The sequence below is a fragment of the Pseudoxanthomonas mexicana genome (assembly GCF_046736355.1).
Taxonomy (GTDB): domain Bacteria; phylum Pseudomonadota; class Gammaproteobacteria; order Xanthomonadales; family Xanthomonadaceae; genus Pseudoxanthomonas_A; species Pseudoxanthomonas_A mexicana_B.
On sequence record NZ_CP157201.1, the window covers coordinates 3,127,107 to 3,150,135 of the forward strand.

The window sequence follows — 23,029 nt, forward strand, 5'->3', positions numbered from 1 at the left end:
TGATCGCGTGGCCCTCGCTCAAGCGCCGGACGCGGCCCGCGCCGGCCACGACTCCGGCAACGCCTGATGCCTGGGAACGCCATACCGCCCAGCTGCGCGCGAACGGCATCCCCGAACCCGGAGGCGGCCCGCGGACCCGCCGCCGGGCCACGGTCGCCGACGAGCAGGCCCTGTACGACGTCGCGCCGTCGTTCGCGGACCTGTTGCCGTGGGCGGAGTACCTGCCCGAATCCCACTGCATGTTGCTGGAGGACGGTGCTTCGGTCGCGGCCTTTTTCGAGCTGCAGCCGATCGGGACCGAGGGCCGCGAGCCCGAATGGCTGAGCCAGGTCCGCGACACCCTGGAAAACGCGCTGCAGGACTCGTTCGATGAACTCGACGAGAACCCGTGGGTGGTCCAGCTCTACGCGCAGGACGAGACCAGTTGGGACCGCTACCTGGAGGACCTGCGCAACTACCTTCAGTCACGCGCGCGCGGCACCGCCTTCAGCGAGTTCTACCTGCAATCGTTCGGGCATCACCTGCACGCGATCGCCAAGGCCGGCGGACTGTTCGAGGACACCGCCGTCACGCGCCTGCCCTGGCGCGGCCAGTCGCGGCGCACGCGCATGGTGGTGTATCGCCGCGTCGGCCAGGGACCGAGCCGCCGCGGACAGTCGCCAGAACAGGCGCTGCACATCGTCTGCGACCGCCTGGTCGGCGGACTTGCCAACGCCGGCGTGCGCGCGCGGCGCCTCGGCGCGGCAGACATCCACGCCTGGCTGCTGCGCTGGTTCAACCCGAACCCGACGCTGCTGGGGCCGAGCGAAGCCGACCGCGAACGCTTCTACGCACTGGCCCGCTATCCCGACGAAGCCGAGCCTGGCGAGATCGAGCTGGCCAGCGGCACGGACTTCGCGCAGCGGCTGTTCTTCGGTCAGCCGCGTTCGGACGTCGCCGAGGGCCTGTGGTACTTCGACGAGCTGCCGCATCGGGCGATTAGCGTCGACCGCCTGCGCATGCCGCCGTCCACCGGCCACATCACGGGCGAGACCCGCAAGGGCGGCGACGCGATCAATGCGCTGTTCGACCAGCTTCCGGAAGACACGACCCTCTGCCTGACCCTGGTGGCGACGCCGCAGGACGTGCTCGAAGCGCACCTGAACCACCTGGCGCGCAAAGCCGTCGGCGAGACCTTAGCGTCCGAACAGGCCCGCCACGACGTGGAGCAGGCGCGCGGGCTGATCGGCAGCGCGCACAAGCTCTATCGCGGCGCGCTGACGTTCTACCTGCGCGGACGCGACCTGGCCGAACTCGACGCGCGCGGCCTGCAGCTGGGCAATGTCCTGCTCAACGCCGGCCTGCAGCCCGTGCGCGAAGACGACGAGGTCGCGCCGCTCAACACCTACCTGCGCTGGCTGCCCTGCGTCTACGACCCGGCCAAGGACAAGCGTCAGTGGTACACGCAGCTGATGTTCGTGCAGCACGCCGTCAACGTGGCGCCGCTGTGGGGGCGCAGCCAGGGCACCGGGCACCCCGGCATCACCGTATTCAACCGCGGCGGCGGCCTGGTCACCTTCGATCCGCTGAACCGCCTCGACCGGCAGATGAACGCGCACATGTTCTTCTTCGGGCCGACCGGATCGGGCAAGAGCGCCACCCTCAACAACATCCTCAACCAGGTCGCGGCGATCTACCGGCCGCGCATGTTCATCGTGGAAGCCGGCAACTCGTTCGGCCTGCTCGGCGACCATGCCGCCCGGCTGGGCATGACCGTCAATCGCGTGAAGCTCGCGCCCGGCTCCGGCGTGAGCCTGGCGCCGTTCGCCGACGCGCATCGCTTGGTCGAGACCCCCAGCCAGGTACAGACGCTCGATGCCGACGCGCTGGACGAGGAGAAGGACGAGGAGGACAGCGGCGACGAGCAGCGCGACGTGCTCGGCGAACTGGAGATCACCGCCCGGCTGATGATCACCGGCGGCGAGGAGAAGGAAGAAGCGCGCATGACGCGCGCCGACCGCAGCCTAATCCGGCAGTGCATTCTCGACGCCGCCAAGCGCTGCGTTGCCGAGCAGCGCACCGTGCTTACCCGCGACGTGCGCGACGCGCTGCGCGAGCGCGGCCGCGACGCCACGCTTCCGGAGACCCGGCGCACCCGGCTGCTGGAAATGGCCGACGCCATGGACATGTTCTGCCAGGGCGCGGACGGCGAGATGTTCGACCGCCCCGGCACGCCATGGCCCGAGGCGGACATCACCATCGTCGACCTCGCGACCTACGCGCGGGAGGGATACAACGCACAGCTTTCGGTCGCGTACACGTCGCTGATCAACGCGGTCAACAATATCGCCGAGCGCGACCAGTTCCTCGGCAGGCCGATCGTCAACGTCACCGACGAGGGCCACATCATCACCAAGAACCCGCTGCTGGCGCCCTACATCGTCAAGATCACGAAGATGTGGCGCAAGCTCGGCGCGTGGTTCTGGCTTGCCACGCAGAACCTGGACGACCTGCCCAAGGCGGCAGAGGCCATGTTGAACATGATCGAATGGTGGATCTGCCTCAGCATGCCGCCCGACGAGGTCGAGAAGATCGCCAGGTTCCGCGAACTCACGCCCGCACAGAAAGCCTTGATGCTGTCCGCACGCAAGGAGGCGGGAAAGTTCAGCGAAGGCGTGATCCTCTCGCGCAGCATGGAGCTGCTGTTCCGCGCGGTACCGCCGAGCCTGCACCTGGCGCTGGCGCAGACCGAACCGGAAGAGAAGGCCGAACGCTTCCGGATGATGCAGGCATTCGGCATCAGCGAACTGGACGCCGCCTACAAGATCGCCGAGCAGATCGACCGCGCCCGCGGCATCGAACCGTTTTCGATGCACGGCGACGAGGGTCTGCTAACCGCGCTAGGGTGACGTCGCGCTCTGGCGCAGTCAGGCGATTGGGTGAATCGCGAACGTGCCTGTGCGGAATACGCGCTTACCTTGCCTCGTGCCACCCATGACCAGGCTTCCAGCGCCAGGATGCTTTCACGTCCTCCAGCAGCGGCATCAGGAAGCGCTCCAGGTCCGCGATCACCATTGCCAGGTCCCCCGGCGCTGCCGCCATCCGCTCGCGGGTCAGGAACGCCTGCCACTGTCCGCCCCAGGTCTCGGCGTAGGCAGCGGTGAACCCGGTCGGCCGCTCCTGCGGTAGCGCCGTGTCGCGCCGCTCGAAGGTCTGGCGGACGGCCGCAGCCAGCGGCATCCGCTCCAGCTCGAACGTCGAGGCGATCACCCACAGATCGTAGAAATCCTTCAGCCGGCTGTTGGCGATGCCGCGCGACGCGAGCGCATGAAACTTCTCCGCCACCACTGTCTCGACGGGATACGCCCGCAGGTGCGGCGCCGGCGCATCGAGCAGCGCCGGGTAGTCGATCTCGATCGGCCCGGGCGTGATCGCATCGCCGAAACCCACATCGACCTGGATCGGAACGCGAGCGCCGGCAATCGTGGCCCGCGTGCGAACCCGCACGCCGCCGTACTCCAGTTCCTCGCGGATCGGCGCGGCTTCGAGCCCATCGACATCGAACGCCACACCGTCGTCATCGACGGGCTGGGCCAGGATCGCGCGAAACGCTTCGGCAATTGCTTCGGGACTGTTCTCGCCATAGCCGAGCAAGTCCAGATCGCGCGTCGGACGGAACGGCGCTTCCACCCAGGTCACGAACAGCATTGCGCCCTTGAGGATGAAGCGGTTGCGATGGGCGGACACGCTCAGCCGGTACAGCAGCCGCTCCAGCGCATAGCGCGTCAGCAGGATCTGGAAGTCGGTGCGCTCGTCACGGGAGCGCTGCAGCAGGCGAGCCCGCACCGATGCGCCGACGTTCTTCAGGGGTTCACGCGCCATCGGCCACCGTCGCCTCGACATAGGGTTTCATGGTCGACCAGACCCGGGCCTTGGTCCCGTACCGCCACAGCTGATCGCTCGTCGCCTTGCGCTGCCGCAGGCCCTCGCGCAGTCCTTCCAGCGCCACGTCGATCCCGATCTTCTCGCGATAGCGGAAGCAATCGACGATGGTCCGCGCCGGATCGGTGATCGCCACGTCCACGCCCTCGATGCGATGCCGTTCGACCCCCTCGTTCATGGCCGACCCGGTGAAGCGCACGAACCGGATCGGCGGGTAGTCGATCCGCGGGCGCCAGGCGGTCCGCTCGATCGCCATCCACACGCTCGACGGCATCTGCAGGGTGAGTTCGTGAAATTGCAGCGCCGACACCAGGCAGACGACGCCCTTGGGCACAAGCGCCGCGGCTTCGGCCAGCGCCCGGCGAGCGTCGGCCGGCCCGTCGGCCAGCTGGTACAGCCCCCGTGCCGGACGCACGACGACGCCTTCCCGGACCAGGCGCGCAAGCGTCTCCGGGTCGATGCCTCGGGCGGCGAAGTCCCTCCGCCGCATCGTGGAACGGGCGCCCAGGAGCTTGAGCGCCTGGTCGCGCTGGGTGCTGGTGTTTGCCACTGTGACGATTCCTCTGCTGCATGGAGAATATAGCAGAGGTTTTGTCACATGCCACCTCACAAGGGGAACCCGGCCATGCCGGATTGTTGCCCCCTGCGCCCGCGCGCAGGTGATGGACTCGACCCCCGGCAATCGGCCCGGATTCGACCACAGGGACAGCGATGCGAACGACGACCCCGTCCCCCCGCGGCGCCTGGCGCCGCCTTGTCTGGCCTGCCTCCGCGGCAGCGCTGGTGCTGCTGTTGCTGCTGGCCTGGTTCCTGTCCGGCCCACCGGCGCCCGACGCGCCGCTGCCGCCGCTGCCGGCCGGCAATGACGCCCCGGCCGCCACGCCGGCCCAGCAGGCCGGCCCGCCGTGGCACCATGGCGCCGCCGAGGCCCGCTTCACGCTGATCCTCTACGCCGACCTGGAGTGCCCGTACTGCAAGGCGTATGTCCCCCAAGTGATGGCGTGGATCGACCAGCACCCGGACACGCGCCTGCGCTGGCACCACCTGCCGCTGCCGGCGCACGAGCCGACGGCCACCCAGCTCGCCAGCCTGGCCGAGTGCGCCGGCGAGACCGGCGGACCGGCCGCGTTCTGGCAGGCCGTGACCTGGCTCTACCAGCACACCCGCGGCAACGGCCAGGGCGTGCCGGAGGAGGCACGCTTTCCCGGCCAGTCCGCCGCGCTGCAAGCCTGCCTCGACAGCGACCGCACCGTGGCGCGCATCCAGGCCCAGGCACGCGAGGGCAGCCGCGACGGTATCAACGCCACGCCAACCCTGCGCGTGCGCGACGAGGCCACCGGCCAATCCCTGCTGCTGCCCGGCCCGGTCGAGGCCGACGCGCTGCTCTCCGCGCTGGACCTGCTCACGTCCAACGAATTGCCGGCCGCGCCCGCCCAGCCCCCGGACCTGTCCGCCATCGACGATGGCGACATGCCCAGGTAGCCACGGTCTTCGAGGCTACGGCGCGGTGATACCGCGCTGACCGAACCGTTCGCATCGCATCCCTCGACGCGAACAGCCATCGCACCCGCGATGGTGGATGCCACTTCTTCCCGCTGTATCCACCCATCGTCCCGGAGGGCCAGTCCCTCCCATGGGCGCGCCTCCGACTTCAAACATGGAGGCCATACCCATGCTTTCGTCCCTGACCGTCCAAGATGCCATCGGAGCCGCGTCCACCACCCCCAACAGCGAACACGACGACTGGATCGTCGCGCAAGCCATCGCGCTACTGGAGCACCGGCTCTATGCCAGCGGTCCAACGCTGACCTGGCCCGATGTCGCACGCGACTACCTGCGCCTGCAGCTCATGCAGGAGCCCAGCGAAGTGTTCGCCGTCGTCTTCCTGACCACCAAGCACCAGGTCATCGCCTTCGAGGTCCTGTTCAGAGGAACGATCGACTCTGCGGACGTACACCCCCGCGTCATCATGCAGCGAGCGCTCGTCCACAACGCCGCGGCGCTGATCGTGGCGCACCAGCATCCGTCCGGCGGTACCGAGCCATCGACCGCCGACCGGGTCTTGACCCAACGGCTGCGCGAGGCGCTCGACATGATCGACGTCCGCATGCTCGATCACTTCGTGATCGGCAAGGGCGAGCCGTACTCGTTCGCCCTCAACGGCCTCATCTAGTTCCATCGCCGCCCGCTCGCCGGGCGGCCTTCTTCCACCCCATACGGGCGCACCTGTCCGATGGGGGCGGGTATGCCCATGTGCCATTCCAAGGAGCGCACCATGCAACCCGCCATCCATCACTTCGACGGCGTCCCTTTTGTCGCCGATCCCTACCACGCCGGCACCTATGTCCGCGAGGACGTGTTCTGGCGCCAGTTCACCATCACCTGCCAGGGCGAGGTGGAGTATCTCGAAGACGATCCCATCTACGGGACCTTCTGGAGACCCTGCACGCTCGAGATCGGCCAGTGCGGCCTCATCGAACAGGCCATATCCCTGATCGAGCAATGCTATGCCGCGGATCGCTTTGATCTCAGCGACGACGATGAAGCCCTCAGCTTTCGCCCCGAATCCTTCACCGTTGTCGATCGCAACGAGCGTCTGGTGCTGACCGGCGAAGTGAGAACGCCTGGCATCCGCTGGTGCCTGCCCATCACCTCCGACCAGGAAGCGGAACAGGTAATCAAGGAGGCTCGTGCCCTGTACGACGAAGCCTCCTACGAGCACAGCTGGGACAACTACTGCACGGCCAAGAACCTGCGCCTGCAGGCTCGCGTGCTCCAAGGGCGGCTGGTAGACCGGTTCTGGCGCGTCCCCGCGCGCAAGGCCATCGAGCAGCACGTCCCATCGTGATCCACCGCGGGAGCTTCGGCTCCCGCTTTTCCTTTTGCTGCGCCCTGAGACGCGAAACTGGCCTAAGACAAGGCGTTCTGTTGAAGCCTCGCGCTCTTGCGTATATCCCCCCTGGGGGGATACAGTCCCTCCATGAAGGAATCGCGCAAACACTCAAGCCATCCCGATCTGGTGAAGCGCCTCAAGCGTGCCGAAGGCCACCTCCGCCACGTCATCGGCATGATCGACGCGGGGGAGCCCTGCCTCAACATCGCCCGCCAGCTCGCGGCGGTGGAAAGCGCGGTGACGGCGGCAAAGCGTGCGCTGATCCACGACCACATCGACCATTGCCTCGACCATGGCTCGGCCTCCGTCCTGGCTGAAATGAAGGCGCTCGCCAAGCTGCTTTGAGGTGATGCGATGCTCGCCGTCCTGAAGAATCGTGCTTATCGCCACCTGTTCGCCGCCCAAGTGATCGCGCTGGTGGGCACCGGCTTGATGACGGTGGCGCTGGGCCTGCTCGCCTACGAGCTGGCGGGCGCCGATGCCGGGGCGGTGCTTGGTACGGCGCTGGCCATCAAGATGGTGGCCTATGTCGGCATCGCCCCGATCGCCCAGGCGTTCTCCGACCGCCTGCCGCGCAGATCGCTGCTGGTCGCCCTGGACCTGGTTCGAGCAGCCGTGGCCCTCTGCCTGCCTTTCGTCACCGAGGTCTGGCAAATCTATGTGCTGATCTTCGTGTTGCAGGCGGCGTCCGCCGGATTCACGCCAACCTTTCAGGCGACGATCCCTGAGATCCTGCCCAACGAGGCCGACTACACGAAGGCCCTGTCGCTCTCCCGGCTGGCCTACGACCTGGAAAGCCTGATCTCTCCGGTGCTGGCGGCGGCGCTGCTGACCGTCATCAGTTTCCACAACCTGTTTGCCGGGACAGTGCTTGGCTTTCTTGTCTCGGCAGCGCTGGTGGTCAGCGTGGCGTTGCCCGCATCCATGCCTGGCCCGCGCCGTGGCATCTCGGAGCGCACCACGCGGGGCATTCGCCTCTACCTCGCCACCCCCCGGCTGCGGGGGCTGCTGGCGATCAGCCTTGCCGTGTCGGCCGCGGGGGCCATGGTGATCGTGAACACGGTCGTCCTCGTGAAAGCCCGTTTCGGCTTGGGCGAAGCAGAAGTGGCCTGGGCGTTGGCGGCGTTCGGGGGCGGCTCGATGATCGCTGCGTTTGTCTTGCCCGGCCTGCTCGACAGGTTGGCGGATCGCCTAGTCATGGTCACCGGAGCTGCCGTGCTGGTCATCGGCACAGCCATAGGGGCGCTGGTTCCGTCCTATATCGCGTTGCTGCCGCTTTGGGTGGTGATCGGTTTCGGCTACAGCGTGGCGCAAACGCCTTCTGGCCGGCTGTTGCGTCGCTCCGCCCATGCCGAGGATCGGCCTGCAATGTTCGCCGCGCAGTTTGCGCTGTCGCATGCCTGTTGGCTGGTTTGCTATCCGTTGGCGGGGCGCTTCGGCGCCGCCTTTGGCCTGCAACCGACCTTCACTCTCATGTCGCTGATCGGCCTTGCCGGCGTGGTATTGGCGCTAAGGCTTTGGCCTGCCAGCGATCCTTCCAACATCGCCCACGATCACCACGACCTCTCGCCGGATCACCCTCACATGCGCGAGCACGCGGATCGAGGCAGACACCAGCATCCTCTGATCATTGACGATCTGCACACAGAATGGCCGCGCGCGTCGCGTCATTGCGTCCATTGCCGAACCTGATCTCGTTGAGCTAGGGGCTTCGGCTCCCATTTTCCCCAGGCCGTTCCGCGCATCCCGGCAAATCGGGGGGCGCCGGTGCCCGTTTGTTTGTCGTGCCCCCGCATCGACTGCGGTCGACTACCGCCATCGTCCACTCGACGGTAGTTCACCATGCCGACCTCATCCCTCGATTCTCCGATGCTGCGGCGAGGCCTGCTGGCCGTCGCGCTGCTCGCCGCGTTCGCCGGCCATGCGGCCGCCCAGGCCAACGACGCCCTGATCGTCGTCACCGACAGCCGCCATCCCGTCCAGGCGCCGGCCGGCGCGCGCGTCATCACGCTGGATCAGGCCGCCCGCATCGAGGCCGAGCTGGCCACCGACCTGCCGGCCGACGCCACCCGCAGCACCGCGCTCGTCCAACAGCGCCTTAAGGCCGGCGGCGCCGCGCTTCAGACCCGCGTCGCGACCGCCTACCAGGGTGTCGTGGACGCTTGGAGCCTCGGCATCACCACCATCCCTGCGGTGGTGGTGGACCAGCGCTATGTCGTCTACGGCGAAGCGGACGTTGCCAAGGCCGTCGCCCGCATCGACGCGCACCGCAGGAGCCGGCCATGAAGCCCTCGCGCCGCCTGCGCACCAGCATGGGCGCCGTCCTGCTCGCGGCCGCCGCGTCGTCGCACGCCGTCAACACCGGAACGATTGTCGCCTCCACGCTCTCGCCTGACTGCCTTGAATACCGGGTGGTCGGCATCTGCTACTGGCTCTACTGCACCTGGACCGGCTGCACCGTGCGCACCTCGGTGAAGGTGCGCCACTACGTGCCCGACGCCGTGGTGTCGAGCTACAGCAATACCGGCGAGAACCCCTGGACCGAAGTGCGGTTCATGAGCCCGCCCAACCCGACCGCCGAGGACGGCGGCGACGGCACCACGAACGAGGACCACGAGAACAACCTCGCCAAGTTCAAGAACGCCGACGTGATCGGCCATCCTGGCGGCCAGGTGTTCAGCCAGTTCGCCAGCGCCTCCGGCTACGCCTGCGAGGGCGCGGGCACCGCGTTCATGCCCTATCTGCTGAGCACCCTCGACACGCTCGCCTGGCGCTACAACGTGCCCGAGATGGTCTACCCCGAGTCGCTGATCCCGGGCCGGCGCGAGATCGGCACCCGGACCGGCCTGAACATGTGGGGGAACGTCTACCCGCGCGGCGGCTTCCTCCACCAGACCGACGACTACAAGTCCGGCGCCGTCGTCGCCCAGCGCGCCGGCGACATCGTCACCCGCCGCGGCCAGCCGCACGTCTACCAGCCCCTGCTGGCCGACGAGCGCGACGGCTACTGGCCGGCCGGCGCGCTGATGGAAACCGACGCCAGCACCGGCAAGTGGCAGGAGCTGACGCCCACGCTCTCCAACTCCTGCGCCGTCTTCCCCCACACCGACACGCGCGTCCAAGCCCAGCAGGGCGACTACGCCTGGGCGCTCTGGCGCCCGTACAGCTGCTGCGAGCGGCGGGGCCAGGTCTTCCTGGGCAGCATCGACTTCGACTGAGGCACGCCATGACCGCCAGCACCCCATCCCGCAACTCCCGCCGCGTCGACGCCGCATTGCTCATACTCGCGCTGCTGCTGACCTGCACCGAGATCCGCGCGCAGACCCGCGTCAACGAGTACGGCGTGCAGCACCAGGGCAGCGTGATCGGCGACGACGTGCTCTACAGCATCGGCGGCGGCCGCGCGGTCTCCATGAGCGGCGCGGCCAACATGCGTTCCATCGGCGTGGGCGTGGGCTGGAACAGCAACCTGATCTGCGGCGACATGAGCCTGAGCGCCACCATCCAGAACCAACTCAACGGCATCACCAACGGCTTCCAGACCATCATGTCCTCGGTGATCCAGAACGCCACCTCAGCGGTCGCCTCGCTGCCCGCGCTGATCATCCAGCGCGCCGACCCCGGCCTCTATAACCTGCTCACCAACGGCGTGCTGCAGGCGAGGCTGGATTTCGACCGCAGCAAGATGACCTGCCGCGCGATCGCGAACCGCATGGCCGACATGGCGGGCGGCCAACGCAGCTGGGACCAAATTGCCGAAGGCATGGCCCTGACTCAGTCCGCGCAGAGCGGCGATGCGGTCTCCGCCATCGACGAAGCCGAAGCCAACCGCGGCAACAACGGCGTGCCCTGGGTAGGCGGCGACAACGCCGGCGGCCAAGGCCAGAGCCCCGTTCGCGTAGTCGGCGACGTTACCCGCGCGGGCTACAACCTCCTGAACGGCCGCGACGTCACCGACACCGGCAGCATCGATCCCGGTAGCTGCAACGGCAACCTGGCCTGCGAGACCTGGCGCTCGCCCGACGATGCCGTCGCCTGGGCCGTGCGCGTGCTCGGCGAACAGGAACAGCGCACGTGTGAATCCTGCACCAAGACCACCACCACGCCCGGCGTGGGGCTGACCCCGCTGATCCAAGAGGAATACGAGGACAAGCTGGAAGTGCTGCAGGAACTGGTGGCTGGCACGCGGCCCACCAGCTTCGAGAACCTGCGGGAGGCCAGCAGCGCCTCGCTGCCGATCACCCGCGGCGTGATCGAAGCGCTGCGCGACGAACCCGACCAGGACATCCTCGCGCGGCGGCTAGCCTCGGAAGTGGCGCTGTCCAGCGTGCTGGAGAAGGCGCTACTGCTACAACGCACGCTGCTCACCGGCCGCAAGGAGCCCAACGTGGCGGCGAACGAGCTGGCACAGCAGGCCGTGACCCACGAGAGCGACATCCTCGACCGCGAGATCCACAACCTCAAGACGGAACTCGAACTGCGCCGCGAGCTTGCGAGCAACTCCCCCTCGGCCATCATCCAGCGCCACAGCACGCGCTCAACCGGCTCCCGCGGCATCTACGAAGGCGATCCGACCCGCAACCGGCTCGACGAGCTGCAGCGGCCACGGAACGGAAACAACCCGTGAGCTGGGTCGCCGTCCGCCGCTACGGTGCTCGCGCGCTGCTGGCGCTGCTGATGCTGGTCATGGTGCTGATCGCCGCCGCCGTGGTGAACCTTGTCGGCATCCGCATGGCCGGGAGCATCGAGGGCTGGCACCAGTGGATGCGCGCGCATGCGGGCTGGTTCCTGGCTTGGCGGCTGCTGCTCTACACCGTCACGGTCTACGGCTGGCTGTGGATGCGCCGCCGGCTGCACGCGCGGGAGCCGGATGGCGGTGCGCGCCAGCGCCTGCTGCGCGTGGAGATCGCCGCGGTGCTGGCGGTCGTTGCGCTGGAAGTCAGCCGCTTCATGTAGGCCAGATGAGTCGGAGCCTCCCATGACCCTCTACACCACCGACTACCTGGAATACTACCTGACGCTGGTCTCGTGGATCGTCCACAACGGCATCTGGAACGTGCTGGTCACCAGCGGTGTGTTCGCGATCCCGTTCCTGGCAATCGTGATCCAGGAATGGCTCAAGGCGCGCAGCGAGGGGGCAGACGAAGGCAACAAGGGCATCCTGAGCGCGGCCCGCATCGAGAACCGTGTATTCGTGGCGATCGTGGTCATCATGTTCGCCGGCATCCCGTTCATCGACGTCGACTTCAACACGCTGCAGTTCGACCGCTCGCGCTCGACCCAGTGCCAGGTCAACGTGCCGACCCCTTCGGAGACGGGCTGGTCGCAGTCCTTCAGCACGCTCAACAACCAGTCGGCCAAGGTGCCGGTGTGGTGGTTCTTCATGCACGCGATCTCGCGCGCGGTGACGGGCGCCTCCGTCGCCGCCATCCCGTGCGGCACGGACCTGCGACAGATCCGCATGGACATCGATAACACCCGCATCGACGACCCGGTGCTGGCCCAAGAGGTGGCCGACTTCACCCACAATTGCTACGGGCCGGCGCGTGCGCGGCTGTTCATGAACCGTCCCGACCTGACCGAGGAGCAGATGCACGATGTGACCTGGATCGGCTCCCGGTTCTTCGTGGACACGCCCGGCTTCTACGACACCTATCGCTCCAAGTCGCCACGTGAGGGCTGGCCGTACAACAGCGGCCGCGATGCGGGCCTGGCTGAGGTCCCCAGCGGCGCAGGCTATCCAACCTGCCGGCAATGGTGGTCCGACACCAACGGGCTGCGTGCGCGGCTGCTGGCGCAGGTGGACCCCAGCCTGACGACCCGCATCACCGGGTGGGCCGGGTTCCTGAGCCGGGACCAGGTGGACGACTCGGTGATCCGCGCGATCGCCTCGCCACGGCAGCAGAAGCTGAACCAGGGCGCGGTCTACAGCGACTACGGCGGGCAGATTGAGATGACGCTGCCGAACATCGTCACGCGCGCGGCCAGCGACGTGGGACTGGCGGTGGGGTCGCTGGGATACTTTCCCGCAATGGACGTGATGCGCCAGGCGCTGCCGATGGTGCTGGCGCTGCTGAAGCTTGCGTTGGTGATCTGCATTCCACTGGTGCTACTGATCGGCACCTACGATCTCAAGACGCTGGTCACGCTGAGCGTTGTGCAGTTCGCCATGTTCTTCGTCGACTTCTGGTTCCAGTTGGCGCGCTGGATCGACAGCACGATCCTGGATGCGCTGTATGGCTGGGGATTCGGGTGGAATCGCCCGCACACCAACTTCGATCCGTTGATCGGGTTGAACAACGCGTTCGGGGACATGCTGCTGAACTTCGTCATGGCGACGATGTTCGTGGTGTTACCCAGCTTCTGGCTGGCCGGCCTGAGCTGGGTCGGCATCCGCGCCGGCTACGCACTGCAGGGCATGTCGGAGGGCACCAAGGGCGCGACGCAGGCGGGCGGCAAGGGGGCGGGCGCGATCTCGCCGAAGCTGCGGTAGCCGCCGGGGACGAATCAGGTATTGCGGTCGAACGCCTGCAGCAGCGGTTCCAGCACGGCGGACCCGACGATGTGCAGCCCGGGCCCGCGCCCCATCAGGTCGGCGATCCGCTGCTCGTCGAGCGCGCCGGCGGCGAAGTCCCGTTCCATCTGGTCGGCAAGCGCCGCCTTGGCCAGCGACAGCATCGCCTGTGCTTCCCGGGACAACCCGCTGGCGGAACGCACGTCGTGCGCGACCAACATGTCGAGCACGGGCGCGACGCGCTCGGCTCCTCCCGCGATCAACTGCTGTTTGAATCCGCCGATCATGTACGTTACCGCGCGCCAGACCTGCTGCGACTGCTCATCGAGCGACTGCGCGATCAAGGCACGGCGATCCAGCGCCTGCAAGGTCGGAAGCGGCGCCAGGGAGGCGACCATGGTGCGCACGAGCCTGGCGAGCTGGTAGTCGGTCAAACGCTCCAGCAGACTGTGGAGGACTTGCTGTTGTGTGCCATCGGCGATCGCTTTCGCGAGGGCATCGCCGCCGAGCTGCGAGGCATCGACGCGGCTGGATGCGGTGTGCGCCGTGACCTTCCTGATGTCCTGGGGCGGGTGCTCGGCCAGCGGGTCGATGTCGATGGTGACTTCGCGCGTCTCCTTGCCGGGTGGCGCGGTCCCGAGGCAGACGGCAAAGTCGAAGGCGGAGAACAGCGACAGGCGTCCGTACATAGTTCCATCGGACCCATCGACGCCGACGATGACCCGATGCCCGAACTCGAACGCGTTGGGGGCTGCGCCGGCCATGCGGGTGAAGTCCCAGTTCGCCGGCGCACTGCAGCCCGTGCCCGCGAGCGCGGCGGCCAGGATCGCTCGGGCCTCGACCAGTTCCGGCCGCTCGCCGTCGATGCGCGTGCAGCCGCCGAGGATGGCCACCTTGGCGACGGCCTGGGTGTAGGCGATGAAGCCGGACAGTGCTCCCGACCTGGCGACGTCGGGAAACTCCTGGGCGAAGAAGGTCTGGACGATGTAAGCCACGGCGCCAAGCCCGCACGTACCGCCGAACGCGCGGCGATGGTGGACGGCACCGAGCATGTAGCGATCTTCGGTGGGTTGGGATTGGAACGCGACGGTGTAGCCCTGGCGCTCCATCTCGGCCGTCCATTCCTTGGCGGCCCGCCGATCCGGGCTCGCCACCTGCATCGCGATGCCTCCCCCTTCCACCGGCGTTTGCGAGAGCACGCGCGACTGCTGGAACTTGATCTCCTCGGCGGAGATGGTGATCGGTTCGCCCGTCAGCGGATCGTTGGCGTGCACCGTCTTGATCGCGTCGGAATGGTCCGGGCGGACGCCCAGGTAGGCGTTGATGAAGTCGATCTGGCCGGCGATCGCCCCGACCAGGCCGGAGTGGCTGTTGTCGTGGGTGGTGCAGTAGATGCCGGAGTTCGTCCTCCGGCCCCCGAGCGCCGCGGGGAACACGTGTTCCTTGGAGCCTGCGGGGTTCCCGCAGACGATGCATGTCTTCGCCATTTCGATCACGCCCTCTCGAACGACAGCGCCCATGATGGCCTGCCGTTGGCGCGCCCGGCCAGGCAGGCCAGCCAGTCAGTTGTCCTCGTACCGCTCGTGCGAGTGGTCGTTGTAGAGGTTCGGGTCGTAGCCGGGCGTGTTCCGCAGCTCGTCGAGCGTGGTGAACGAGTAGTCGTCCGCCGGCGCGTCGTCGCCGCGCTGCGTCGCCCAGGCCACCGCCATGACGGCGACGACGAGCAGCGTCAGCCAGAACGCGGCGTACAGCAGCACGCCCAGCACGGCCAGCTTGACCACCCACAGCAGCGCCGCGGCCACGCCCGCAGGCAGGCCGCGCACCACCAGCCAGCCGGCCAGCCGGCGCTCGCGACGGACGCCTGCACGCCACATCCCGCCGACCCAGCGGCCGAGGCGCTCTGCATTGCTGATGCGGGTCTTCGTGTCCATCGTCGTCACCTGCTACATGCGTAGGAGGACTATTCCAGTTTGCTCCATTCCTGCCGGCTCGCGGCCACCAATGCGTTCCAGTCGTCGGGCGGATTTCCGCGGCCCAGCATCTTCTCGAAGAGTGCATACGGGTCGGACTTGCTGCCTGACGAACGCAGCGTCGTTTCATCGTTGACCCAGGCGTAGACGATCACCTTCGCCTTGGAGTCGTACCGGAAGAACAGCCGGAACCGTCTTCCGATCTTGGCCCGCCGCCAGTGGCGGTGGGCCGGTCCCAGGGTGTTGCCCTGGCGGTACTCGTCCCGTGCCGGGTCGCCGGGCACGGCCTCCAGCATCAGCTGGCTCAAGGCCCGGAACAGCTTGACGTTGGCGTTCGACTCGAAGCCTTCCGGATCGCTCCGCTCGGCGCGCTGCACGGCGGCGTGGAGCTTCCGCAGTTGCTCGATCACGCACGCGTGGAACAGCAGCGTCCAGCCGTGGCGCTGCATCAGAGCGCCACTTCGCCGTCGATCTCCTCGTCCAGGTTCGCGCCGCGACCTGCCTGCTCCAGCATTGCGCGGGCAAGATCCTCGGGCAGGTTGCGGACATGGCGACCGGCCTCGATGTCCCGGGCCAGCAGATCCAGGAAGGCCCCGATGGCGGGATCCTCATGCTCCGCGTCAACGCGGGTGACCACGACTTGGCCGTCCTCGCGCAGCTCGAAGTCCACCTTGCCGCCAGCATCGACGCCCAGCGCCTGCCGGATGGGCTTGGGCAGGGTGATCTGTCCCTTGGAGGTGATGGTGGCCTGCTCGCGCACGGTCGGCATGGTCGGGCTCCTGACTTCAGTGCGTCCGATAGTAAGGATTTTTCCTTACCTCGTCAATCTAGGTGCTCGGGAGCGCTTGGCCGACCCAGGATGCCGGGTTGACCGGTATCGCTTTGATCCAGGCATCCGGCCCGCCCGAGCCCTATACGCAAAGGGTCAAAGGCCAAAGGGCCGGCAAGGGGCAAGGGAATGGGGCATCAAGGGGAAAGGCCCTACCCGAAAAGGCCAAAAGGCGCTCCCGCCGGTCCGTCTCCCGGGTATCAGCATGCTCTCCCTGTTCCAGCGCAAACGGACTCCACCGCCCGCCGGCCCGGCGCCGACGCCCGCCACCGAGCCTCCCAAAGGACTGACGCGACCGGCGTCGGCCGCGTCGCTGCTGGCGACCCCGCGCCGGCAGCGGCTGCTGGAACACATCTGGCAGCGCACTTCGCTGTCACGCAGGCAGTTCGCCTCGCTGTACCTGGCGCCGCTGGAACGGTACGCCGATCTGGTCCAGCAGTTCCCCGCCTCGGAGAGCCACCACCACGCATACCCCGGCGGCATGCTCGACCACGGCCTGGAGATCGTGGCCTATGCGCTGAAGCTGCGGCAGTCCCATCTGCTGCCGGCTGGCGCACCGCCCGAGGTCCAGGCGGCGCAGGCGGAAGCCTGGACCGCCGGCGCCGCCTATGCGGCCTTGCTGCACGACATCGGCAAGGTCGCGGTCGACCTGCACGTCGAGCATGCCGACGGCATGGCCTGGCACCCGTGGCACGGGCCGATCAAGCGGCCGTATCGCTTCCGCTATCGCAAGGAGCGCGAGTACCGGCTGCACAGCGCCGCCACCGGGCTGCTCTACACCCAGGTGCTCGACGCCGAAATCCTCGACTGGCTCAGCGCGTATCCCGACCTGTGGGCGGCGCTGCTGTACGTGCTGGCCGGCCAGTACGAGCATGCCGGCATGCTGGGCGAGCTGGTGCGCCAGGCCGACCAAGCCTCGGTTGCGCAGGAGCTGGGAGGCGATCCGAGCAAGGCGTTGGCGGCTCCGCGGCACGCGCTGCAACGCAAGCTGCTCGACGGCCTGCGCTACCTGCTGAAGGAGGAGTTCAAGATCAATCAGCCCCAGGCGTCGGACGGCTGGCTGACGCAGGAGGCGCTGTGGCTGGTCAGCAAGACGGTCTCGGACAAGTTGCGGGCGCACCTGCTGTCGCAAGGGGTCGAAGGCATTCCGTCGAACAACACGGCCGTGTTCAACGTGCTGCAGGACCATGGCATCGCGCTGCCCACTCCGGACGGGAAGGCGATCTGGAAAGCTACGATCACGAGCAATGCCGGCTGGTCGCACAGCTTCACGTTGCTCAAGCTCTCTCCCGCATTGATCTGGGAGGCGAACGAGCGGCCGGCGCCGTTCGCCGGCACGGTCCTAGTGGATCAGGATGCGACGCCGGAGACGGACGCTGCCGAGCCAACGTCCCCCGTTGCCGCCGTCCCTGGTCGCCCGACCGCATCGCAGCCGGCGCCGCATGCCGAAGCGTCACCGGCGGCGATGCACGCGCTCGAAGCGGCGGCCGTGGACGGGGTGGACGCGCTGCTCGAGCTGCTCTCCACGCCAGGAAGATCCGACGACCCGGCGCCACCGGCTGCGGCCAGTCACGTCGAGTCGAGCGGTGAGCCGCCGACGCCCTCGGGCGAGCACTTCATGGCGTGGCTGAAGGCCGGCATCGCGTCGCGTCGACTCATCATCAACGATGCCAAGGCACTGGTGCACACCGTGAGCGACACCGCCTACCTGGTGAGCCCCGGCGTCTTCCAAAGATACGCCCAGGAGCACCCGCTGATCGGTCCGCTAGCCAAGCAGGAACAGCAACAGCCTTGGCAATGGGTGCAGAAGCGATTCGAGCGACTGCAATTGCATCGCAAGCAACCCAGCGGCCTGAACATCTGGACCTGCGACGTGGTCGGGCCTCGCAAGTCCCGGCGATTGCATGGATACCTGTTGGAAGATCCGACTCAGTTGTTCCAGGACGTACCTCCGAACAATCCATATCTCTCAGTTCTGCGCTGACGAGTCGGGCGGCCGCTATTGCATCTGGTCGAAGATTGAAGCGAACCATGCCAGCCCACGACAACCGTCCTAACGATGCCCAAACCAGAACTTAACAACTGTTTTGCAGATGCCGGGCGGAGATGCCCAACTCGACCGAATTCTTCTACATGAGTCTTGACGCTAGGCCGGGACCCCTGGCAAAGTGATGCCCTCTCCCGGGCGCAATATCTGGCGGTGGAGAGTCAGTTGCTTGTCTTGAATCGCCGGGCTCATAGATCGTCTTGAATCCTTTGCATGTCAGAGTTCCTTGTCCAGAGCCGAAGGTTGGTCATGATGTTGCTTTTGGCAATCATCGTGGTCGTGCCGGCGATTGACGCAGCTGCTTGCATGGTCGAACCGGACACGGTGCAGTCGCACGTTACTGATCCTGATTCCGCCCCTGGAGATCATGCGGAAGATTGTGCGCATGGGCACTGTCACCACACGGTGGGACACACGCCATTTGCCCCACTCTCCTCGGCAACGATTGACAAGATCCTTCTCGTCACTCCCGAGAAGCCTTCTCCGAAGTCTCTTCTACCCGATGGGCTGATGCGTCCACCCAGAGTCTGAACGCAAGTATTTCGCGGCGTTCTGCCGCGTTGACTGCCATCTAGACAGACTCACGGGTATCCCCATGTACGACCGTACCGGCTGGTCGCCTCTGGCGACCGGTGGCTGCGTTGTCGCGCGTCCTGCCTGCCGGCGTGATGCCGGTGGAAGCGGGAGCGTGCGATGACGGCAGCCGCATCTCTTCGCCTGACCTTCAATCAGTTCCGTTCGCCAGGCATTGGCATCCTGCTGCTCGCCGCCCTCGCGGTGCTCGGTGCCGGGCTAGGACTACGAGACCCCTGGCCTGCCGACGAGCCGCGCTTTGCGCTCGTGGCCAGGCAGATGGTGGAAAGCGGCGACTGGTTGTTCCCACATCGGGGACTTGAACTCTACTCAGACAAGCCACCGCTGTTCATGTGGATGCAGGCGGCGTTGTACTGGGCCACGGGGAACCTGCGGGTTTCTTTCCTGTTGCCGTCGCTGCTGGCCGGCCTGCTGACCATCGCGCTGACCTACGATCTCGGCCGCCGCCTGTGGAACCGGCAGATCGGGCTGTATGCAGGCTGGGCGTTGCTGTTCACCCTGCAGTTCACCCTGCAGATGAAGCGCGCGCAGATCGATCCCCTGCTGGTGACCTGGGTCACGCTTGCGCACTATGGCCTGCTGCGGCACATCCTCCAGGGACCCGACTGGAAGATGTGGACGCTGGGGTGGTTCGCCGCGGGGCTAGGCGTCATCACCAAGGGCGTCGGCATCATCGCGCTGCTGGTGCTGATTCCAGCGATCGCCGCTACTTGGTGGCAACGCAGCATATCGAGTGCTTGGTGGCGCGACTGGAAGTTCTGGCTGGGGCCGATCGCGCTACTGACAGCCATCTCACTGTGGCTGGGCCCCATGCTGGCAGCCGTCCGGCTGGCGCCTTCCGCCGAGCACCTGGCCTATGCCCGGGACATCCTGTTCAGGCAAACCGTCGAACGCTATGCGGAGTCCTGGACGCACATCAAACCGCCCTTGTACTTCGCGGGCGTGATGGTGAGTGCGTGGTTGCCGCTGATGCTGGCGATGCCTTGGGCGCTTGCGCCCTGGAAACGACGCATCTTCCGGGGCGATCCACGCTACCTGCTCCTGCTGGGCGGTTGGTTGCTGATCGTCCTGTTCTTCTCGATTCCTTCGGGCAAGCGGGACATGTACATCCTGCCGGCGCTGCCATTGGCATGCTTGGCGTTCGCACCGCTTCTTCCCGGGCTGCTGAGACGCGACGGGCCACGCCTGCTGCTCCTCGGATTCATTGTGGTTCTGGCCCTTGTGCTCCTTGTAGCGGGCCTTGCGATGCTGTTCACCGATCCGGGCTTTGAAAGTCGCCTTCTGCTGGCGCGCGGCATGTCCCTAGGCTCGGAAGGTGCAGCTTGGCTAGTGCTCTCCATGGCGCTGCCGGCGGCGTTCGGGGCCATCGTCGCCATGAGCGAGCGGGTCGTTGCCGGCACCCTCGTCGGTCTGGCGGGAATATGGATCGCATTCGGCATCGGCGGCGCCGTTGTCCTCAACGATTCAAGCTCGTCTCGCGGACTTATGGAAACCGTTGCGCGACAAATCGGCCCGGATGCGCAACTCGGTCTAGTGGGATGGCGCGAGCAGCAGCTGCTGATGAGTCAATCGCCGACCACGGAGTTCGGTTTCAACCGGCCGGAGGTAGATCAACTCGAAAGCGCGCTCACGTGGCAGGCACAGGCACCAGAGGATAGGTGGCTGCTCATCGTGGGCTCGGCAATTCCGCAAGGATTTCGCGACGGCGAGCTGGTTGCGCTGGGTGTCGCCAACCGGCGGACGTGGTGGCTGTTACCCGGACGTGCGAGCGACGCCGACAGGATGGAGAGTCAGCCATGAAGCACGCTGCATTCCCCTATACGGACAGCTGTCAGGCCAGCTCGACATCATCGGTGGCTCCGGACTCGATCTCGGTAGTACCCCCTGCGCGCAAGGAGGCCCGCAAGGAGGCCCGCAAGATCGTTTGCCTATTGCCGGTCTCAAGAACGCTTGGCTCTCCGGCTGCGACGTGCCTGCCGGCTAGGCATCGGACATCGAATGCGAGCGAAGGCCGCATCGCATGAACATCCTCCTGACCGGCGCAGCCGGGTTCATCGGGTTCCACAGCGCACGCCGCCTGCTGGCGAACGGGCATCGCGTGCTCGGCATCGACAATCTCAACACCTATTACGACGTGGCGCTCAAGCACGACCGTCTTGCGCAGCTTGAAGGCCAGCCCGGCTTCACGTTTCAACGTATCGACTTGGCCGACCGCGAAGCGATGGCCGCACTGTTCGATGCCCACCGCTTCGACGCGATCCTGCATCTGGGCGCACAAGCCGGCGTGCGTTATTCGCTCGACGCGCCGTTCACCTACATCGACAGCAACCTCACCGGGTTCCTGACCGTGCTCGAAGGCGCACGCCGCCACGGCGTGCGGCATCTGGTCTATGCCTCCTCGTCCTCGGTCTATGGCGCCAACGTCAAGCAGCCGTTCTGCTTGGAGGACCGCACCGACACTCCGGTGTCGCTGTACGCCGCCACCAAGAAGGCCAACGAGCTGATCGGTCACGCCTACGCGCACCTGTACCGGATTCCGATGACCGGCCTGCGCCTGTTCACCGTCTACGGCCCGTGGGGCCGCCCGGACATGGCGTACTTCAAGTTCACCAACGCCATCCTGCGCGGCGAGGCCATCGACCTCTACAACGGCGGCGACATGGAACGCGACTTCACTTTCGTCGATGACGTGGTGGATGGCATCGTGCGCCTGCTGGAAAGCGAGCCGGTTCTCACCGACGGCGACGCGCCGCACCGCGTCTACAACTTCGGCAATGACCGTCCCGAGCGGCTGGACGCGATGGTGAGCCATCTCGAACGCCTGCTCGGCCGATCCGCCAAACGCATCCTGCTGCCGATGCAACCGGGCGATGTGTTGAGCACGCGCGCCGACATTTCGCTGGCCGCACGCGATCTGGGCTATGCACCGCGCACCAGTCTTGCCGAGGGGCTGGAACGCTTCGTCGCCTGGCACCGCGATTACTACGGCCACCCGGCGGGAGCCGCCGCATGAAGCGCATTGCCATAGCAGGCGGCGGCTACGTTGGTCTGGCCAACGCGGTAATGCTGGCACGCGATCACGAGGTGACCGTGCTGGACATCGACACGGCACGCGTGGCGGCGATCAACAACCGCACCTCACCGATTGCCGATCCCGGCATCGAAGCGCACCTGCGCAACCATCCGCTGCGCCTGCACGCCACGAGCGATGCACGCCAGGCGTATGCGGGCGTGGACTACGTGATCGTCGCCACGCCGACCAACTACGACCCGGAAACCGACCGCTTCGACACCGACTCGGTGAAAACCGTGGCTCGCGATGTCACGGCGCTGTGTCCGAAAGCTCTGATCGTCATCAAATCCACCGTGCCGGTTGGCTTCACCGATTCGCTCAAACGGGAACTGCGCACGGACAACATCGTGTTCTCGCCCGAGTTCCTGCGCGAAGGCTCGGCGCTGCATGACAGCCTCGAACCGTCGCGCATCGTCGTGGGCGAACACTCGGCACGCGGACGCGAACTGGCCGACCTGCTGCTGGCCGCCAGCACGCGTCAGGGTGCCCCCGTACTGCTGACTGGCAACACCGAGGCCGAGGCGATCAAGCTGTTCGCCAACACCTTCCTCGCGATGCGCGTGGCCTTCTTCAACGAGCTGGACACCTACGCCGCGATCAATGCGCTGGACACGCGCCAGATCATCGACGGTGTATGCCTGGACCCGCGCATCGGCGATCACTACAACAATCCCTCGTTCGGCTACGGCGGCTACTGCCTTCCCAAGGACACCCGGCAACTGCTGGCCAACTACCGCCATGTGCCGCAGAACCTGATCCGCGCCATCGTCGATGCCAACACCACGCGCAAGGATTTCATCGCCGACGACATCCTGCGCCGCAAGCCGCGCGTGGTCGGCATCCACCGGCTGGTGATGAAGGCCGGCAGCGACAACTTCCGCTCCAGCAGCGTGCAGGGTGTGATGAAGCGGCTCAAGGCCAGAGGCGTGGAGGTGGTCGTGCACGAGCCGTTGCTGCACGTGCCTGCGTTCTTCAACTCCGAAGTGATCGGTGATCTGGCCGAGTTCAAGCGCCGCAGCGAAGTGATCGTCAGCAACCGCTTGAACGCAGACCTGGCTGATGTGGCCGAAAAAGTCTACAGCCGCGATCTGTTCGGCGTGGATCGCTAGAAATGGCGATGTCGCAACGAAGCTGCTCGGCTCCGTCTCTCCCGCCGATGAGGGAGAAGAGGGGACTTCATAACGGCGG

The 23,029-nt window shown here is 66.7% G+C and carries 21 protein-coding genes; 15 read left to right on the forward strand and 6 right to left on the reverse strand.

All coding sequences use genetic code 11. The features are described 5' to 3' along the window. The first annotated feature begins 2 nt into the window (after nucleotides 1-2). Complete coding sequence (locus AAG688_RS14480; RefSeq protein ID WP_411835025.1) at nucleotides 3-2,888, forward strand: conjugative transfer ATPase; 2,886 nt, start codon at nucleotides 3-5, stop codon at nucleotides 2,886-2,888. A 64-nt stretch (nucleotides 2,889-2,952) separates the two neighbouring features. Here AAG688_RS14480 and AAG688_RS14485 read toward each other — a convergent pair whose 3' ends face one another. Together AAG688_RS14485 and AAG688_RS14490 are read right to left on the reverse strand one after the other, a co-directional pair. Further along, nucleotides 2,953-3,861, reverse strand: coding sequence for a nucleotidyl transferase AbiEii/AbiGii toxin family protein (locus tag AAG688_RS14485; RefSeq protein WP_411832913.1), 909 nt, complete (start codon nucleotides 3,859-3,861; stop codon nucleotides 2,953-2,955). Further along, complete coding sequence (locus AAG688_RS14490) at nucleotides 3,851-4,471, reverse strand: type IV toxin-antitoxin system AbiEi family antitoxin domain-containing protein (RefSeq protein ID WP_411832914.1); 621 nt, start codon at nucleotides 4,469-4,471, stop codon at nucleotides 3,851-3,853. The genes AAG688_RS14485 and AAG688_RS14490 overlap by 11 nt, the downstream gene beginning before the upstream one ends. 161 nt (nucleotides 4,472-4,632) lie before the next feature. On the opposite strand from AAG688_RS14490, the gene AAG688_RS14495 reads away from it, so the two are divergent. The 10 genes from AAG688_RS14495 to AAG688_RS14540 all read left to right on the forward strand — a co-directional run bounded on the left by AAG688_RS14495 (nucleotide 4,633) and on the right by AAG688_RS14540 (nucleotide 13,307). Beyond that, a complete protein-coding gene (locus AAG688_RS14495; protein WP_411832915.1) occupies nucleotides 4,633-5,403 on the forward strand; it encodes a DsbA family protein in 771 nt (256 codons plus the stop codon). Between the two features lie 190 nt (nucleotides 5,404-5,593). Continuing rightward, nucleotides 5,594-6,094 carry a RadC family protein gene (gene radC, locus AAG688_RS14500; RefSeq protein WP_024889507.1) on the forward strand — a complete coding sequence of 167 codons (501 nt, stop codon included), beginning with the start codon at nucleotides 5,594-5,596 and terminating at the stop codon, nucleotides 6,092-6,094. A 102-nt stretch (nucleotides 6,095-6,196) separates the two neighbouring features. Next, complete coding sequence (locus AAG688_RS14505) at nucleotides 6,197-6,769, forward strand: hypothetical protein (protein ID WP_411832916.1); 573 nt, start codon at nucleotides 6,197-6,199, stop codon at nucleotides 6,767-6,769. Nucleotides 6,770-6,901: 132 nt separating this feature from the next. Continuing rightward, nucleotides 6,902-7,159, forward strand: a complete 258-nt coding sequence (locus AAG688_RS14510) for a metal-sensing transcriptional repressor (RefSeq protein WP_411832917.1) — start codon at nucleotides 6,902-6,904, stop codon at nucleotides 7,157-7,159. 9 nt (nucleotides 7,160-7,168) lie between these two features. Next, entirely contained in the window at nucleotides 7,169-8,506 is a 1,338-nt protein-coding gene (locus AAG688_RS14515; RefSeq protein ID WP_411832918.1) for an MFS transporter, read from the forward strand. A gap of 150 nt (nucleotides 8,507-8,656) precedes the next feature. Continuing rightward, the gene (locus AAG688_RS14520; protein WP_411832919.1) at nucleotides 8,657-9,100 is read left to right on the forward strand and encodes a TIGR03757 family integrating conjugative element protein; all 444 of its coding nucleotides are present in this window, start codon (nucleotides 8,657-8,659) and stop codon (nucleotides 9,098-9,100) included. A gap of 26 nt (nucleotides 9,101-9,126) precedes the next feature. Next, nucleotides 9,127-10,032: a TIGR03756 family integrating conjugative element protein gene (locus AAG688_RS14525; RefSeq protein ID WP_411835026.1), complete on the forward strand. Its 906-nt coding sequence runs from the start codon at nucleotides 9,127-9,129 to the stop codon at nucleotides 10,030-10,032. Nucleotides 10,033-10,040: 8 nt separating this feature from the next. Further along, nucleotides 10,041-11,441 (forward strand): integrating conjugative element protein, encoded by a 1,401-nt coding sequence (locus tag AAG688_RS14530; RefSeq protein WP_411832920.1) that lies wholly within the window; start codon nucleotides 10,041-10,043, stop codon nucleotides 11,439-11,441. 50 nt (nucleotides 11,442-11,491) lie between these two features. Beyond that, nucleotides 11,492-11,770 carry a hypothetical protein gene (locus AAG688_RS14535; RefSeq protein WP_236621754.1) on the forward strand — a complete coding sequence of 93 codons (279 nt, stop codon included), beginning with the start codon at nucleotides 11,492-11,494 and terminating at the stop codon, nucleotides 11,768-11,770. Nucleotides 11,771-11,792: 22 nt separating this feature from the next. Beyond that, a complete protein-coding gene (locus AAG688_RS14540; protein ID WP_024889500.1) occupies nucleotides 11,793-13,307 on the forward strand; it encodes a conjugal transfer protein TraG N-terminal domain-containing protein in 1,515 nt (504 codons plus the stop codon). 14 nt (nucleotides 13,308-13,321) lie between these two features. Here the strand turns inward: AAG688_RS14540 and AAG688_RS14545 are convergent, their stop codons facing one another. The 4 genes from AAG688_RS14545 to AAG688_RS14560 are packed head-to-tail and all read right to left on the reverse strand — an operon-like array spanning nucleotide 13,322 to nucleotide 16,067. Next, nucleotides 13,322-14,848, reverse strand: a complete 1,527-nt coding sequence (locus AAG688_RS14545; protein WP_411832921.1) for a hypothetical protein — start codon at nucleotides 14,846-14,848, stop codon at nucleotides 13,322-13,324. A gap of 42 nt (nucleotides 14,849-14,890) precedes the next feature. Further along, the gene (locus tag AAG688_RS14550; protein WP_024889498.1) at nucleotides 14,891-15,259 is read right to left on the reverse strand and encodes a DUF3742 family protein; all 369 of its coding nucleotides are present in this window, start codon (nucleotides 15,257-15,259) and stop codon (nucleotides 14,891-14,893) included. Between the two features lie 29 nt (nucleotides 15,260-15,288). Continuing rightward, the gene (locus AAG688_RS14555) at nucleotides 15,289-15,747 is read right to left on the reverse strand and encodes a type II toxin-antitoxin system YhaV family toxin (RefSeq protein ID WP_024889497.1); all 459 of its coding nucleotides are present in this window, start codon (nucleotides 15,745-15,747) and stop codon (nucleotides 15,289-15,291) included. Next, entirely contained in the window at nucleotides 15,747-16,067 is a 321-nt protein-coding gene (locus AAG688_RS14560) for a type II toxin-antitoxin system PrlF family antitoxin (RefSeq protein ID WP_024889496.1), read from the reverse strand. Before AAG688_RS14560 ends, AAG688_RS14555 begins: the two co-directional genes overlap by 1 nt. A 265-nt stretch (nucleotides 16,068-16,332) precedes the next feature. On the opposite strand from AAG688_RS14560, the gene mobH reads away from it, so the two are divergent. From mobH to AAG688_RS14580, 4 genes are all read left to right on the forward strand, one after another. Beyond that, nucleotides 16,333-18,111 (forward strand): MobH family relaxase, encoded by a 1,779-nt coding sequence (gene mobH, locus AAG688_RS14565; protein ID WP_024889495.1) that lies wholly within the window; start codon nucleotides 16,333-16,335, stop codon nucleotides 18,109-18,111. Nucleotides 18,112-18,867: 756 nt separating this feature from the next. After that, nucleotides 18,868-20,568, forward strand: coding sequence for an ArnT family glycosyltransferase (locus tag AAG688_RS14570; RefSeq protein ID WP_286586761.1), 1,701 nt, complete (start codon nucleotides 18,868-18,870; stop codon nucleotides 20,566-20,568). 220 nt (nucleotides 20,569-20,788) lie between these two features. After that, complete coding sequence (locus AAG688_RS14575) at nucleotides 20,789-21,781, forward strand: NAD-dependent epimerase/dehydratase family protein (RefSeq protein WP_411832922.1); 993 nt, start codon at nucleotides 20,789-20,791, stop codon at nucleotides 21,779-21,781. Beyond that, nucleotides 21,778-22,950, forward strand: coding sequence for a nucleotide sugar dehydrogenase (locus AAG688_RS14580; RefSeq protein ID WP_286586764.1), 1,173 nt, complete (start codon nucleotides 21,778-21,780; stop codon nucleotides 22,948-22,950). Before AAG688_RS14575 ends, AAG688_RS14580 begins: the two co-directional genes overlap by 4 nt. The last annotated feature ends 79 nt before the right edge of the window (nucleotides 22,951-23,029 follow it).

Excerpts from the sequence above, each read along its gene's own strand:
- AAG688_RS14485 (WP_411832913.1), bottom strand. The coding sequence starts at position 3,861 with ATGGCGCGTGAACCCCTGAAGAACGTCGGCGCATCGGTGCGGGCTCGC.
- AAG688_RS14495 (WP_411832915.1), top strand. The coding sequence starts at position 4,633 with ATGCGAACGACGACCCCGTCCCCCCGCGGCGCCTGGCGCCGCCTTGTC.
- radC (WP_024889507.1), top strand. The coding sequence starts at position 5,594 with ATGCTTTCGTCCCTGACCGTCCAAGATGCCATCGGAGCCGCGTCCACC.
- AAG688_RS14505 (WP_411832916.1), top strand. The coding sequence starts at position 6,197 with ATGCAACCCGCCATCCATCACTTCGACGGCGTCCCTTTTGTCGCCGAT.
- AAG688_RS14510 (WP_411832917.1), top strand. The coding sequence starts at position 6,902 with ATGAAGGAATCGCGCAAACACTCAAGCCATCCCGATCTGGTGAAGCGC.
- AAG688_RS14515 (WP_411832918.1), top strand. The coding sequence starts at position 7,169 with ATGCTCGCCGTCCTGAAGAATCGTGCTTATCGCCACCTGTTCGCCGCC.
- AAG688_RS14520 (WP_411832919.1), top strand. The coding sequence starts at position 8,657 with ATGCCGACCTCATCCCTCGATTCTCCGATGCTGCGGCGAGGCCTGCTG.
- AAG688_RS14525 (WP_411835026.1), top strand. The coding sequence starts at position 9,127 with ATGGGCGCCGTCCTGCTCGCGGCCGCCGCGTCGTCGCACGCCGTCAAC.
- AAG688_RS14530 (WP_411832920.1), top strand. The coding sequence starts at position 10,041 with ATGACCGCCAGCACCCCATCCCGCAACTCCCGCCGCGTCGACGCCGCA.
- AAG688_RS14535 (WP_236621754.1), top strand. The coding sequence starts at position 11,492 with ATGCTGGTCATGGTGCTGATCGCCGCCGCCGTGGTGAACCTTGTCGGC.
- AAG688_RS14540 (WP_024889500.1), top strand. The coding sequence starts at position 11,793 with ATGACCCTCTACACCACCGACTACCTGGAATACTACCTGACGCTGGTC.
- AAG688_RS14545 (WP_411832921.1), bottom strand. The coding sequence starts at position 14,848 with ATGGGCGCTGTCGTTCGAGAGGGCGTGATCGAAATGGCGAAGACATGC.
- AAG688_RS14550 (WP_024889498.1), bottom strand. The coding sequence starts at position 15,259 with ATGGACACGAAGACCCGCATCAGCAATGCAGAGCGCCTCGGCCGCTGG.
- AAG688_RS14555 (WP_024889497.1), bottom strand. The coding sequence starts at position 15,747 with ATGCAGCGCCACGGCTGGACGCTGCTGTTCCACGCGTGCGTGATCGAG.
- AAG688_RS14560 (WP_024889496.1), bottom strand. The coding sequence starts at position 16,067 with ATGCCGACCGTGCGCGAGCAGGCCACCATCACCTCCAAGGGACAGATC.
- mobH (WP_024889495.1), top strand. The coding sequence starts at position 16,333 with ATGCTCTCCCTGTTCCAGCGCAAACGGACTCCACCGCCCGCCGGCCCG.
- AAG688_RS14570 (WP_286586761.1), top strand. The coding sequence starts at position 18,868 with ATGACGGCAGCCGCATCTCTTCGCCTGACCTTCAATCAGTTCCGTTCG.
- AAG688_RS14575 (WP_411832922.1), top strand. The coding sequence starts at position 20,789 with ATGAACATCCTCCTGACCGGCGCAGCCGGGTTCATCGGGTTCCACAGC.
- AAG688_RS14580 (WP_286586764.1), top strand. The coding sequence starts at position 21,778 with ATGAAGCGCATTGCCATAGCAGGCGGCGGCTACGTTGGTCTGGCCAAC.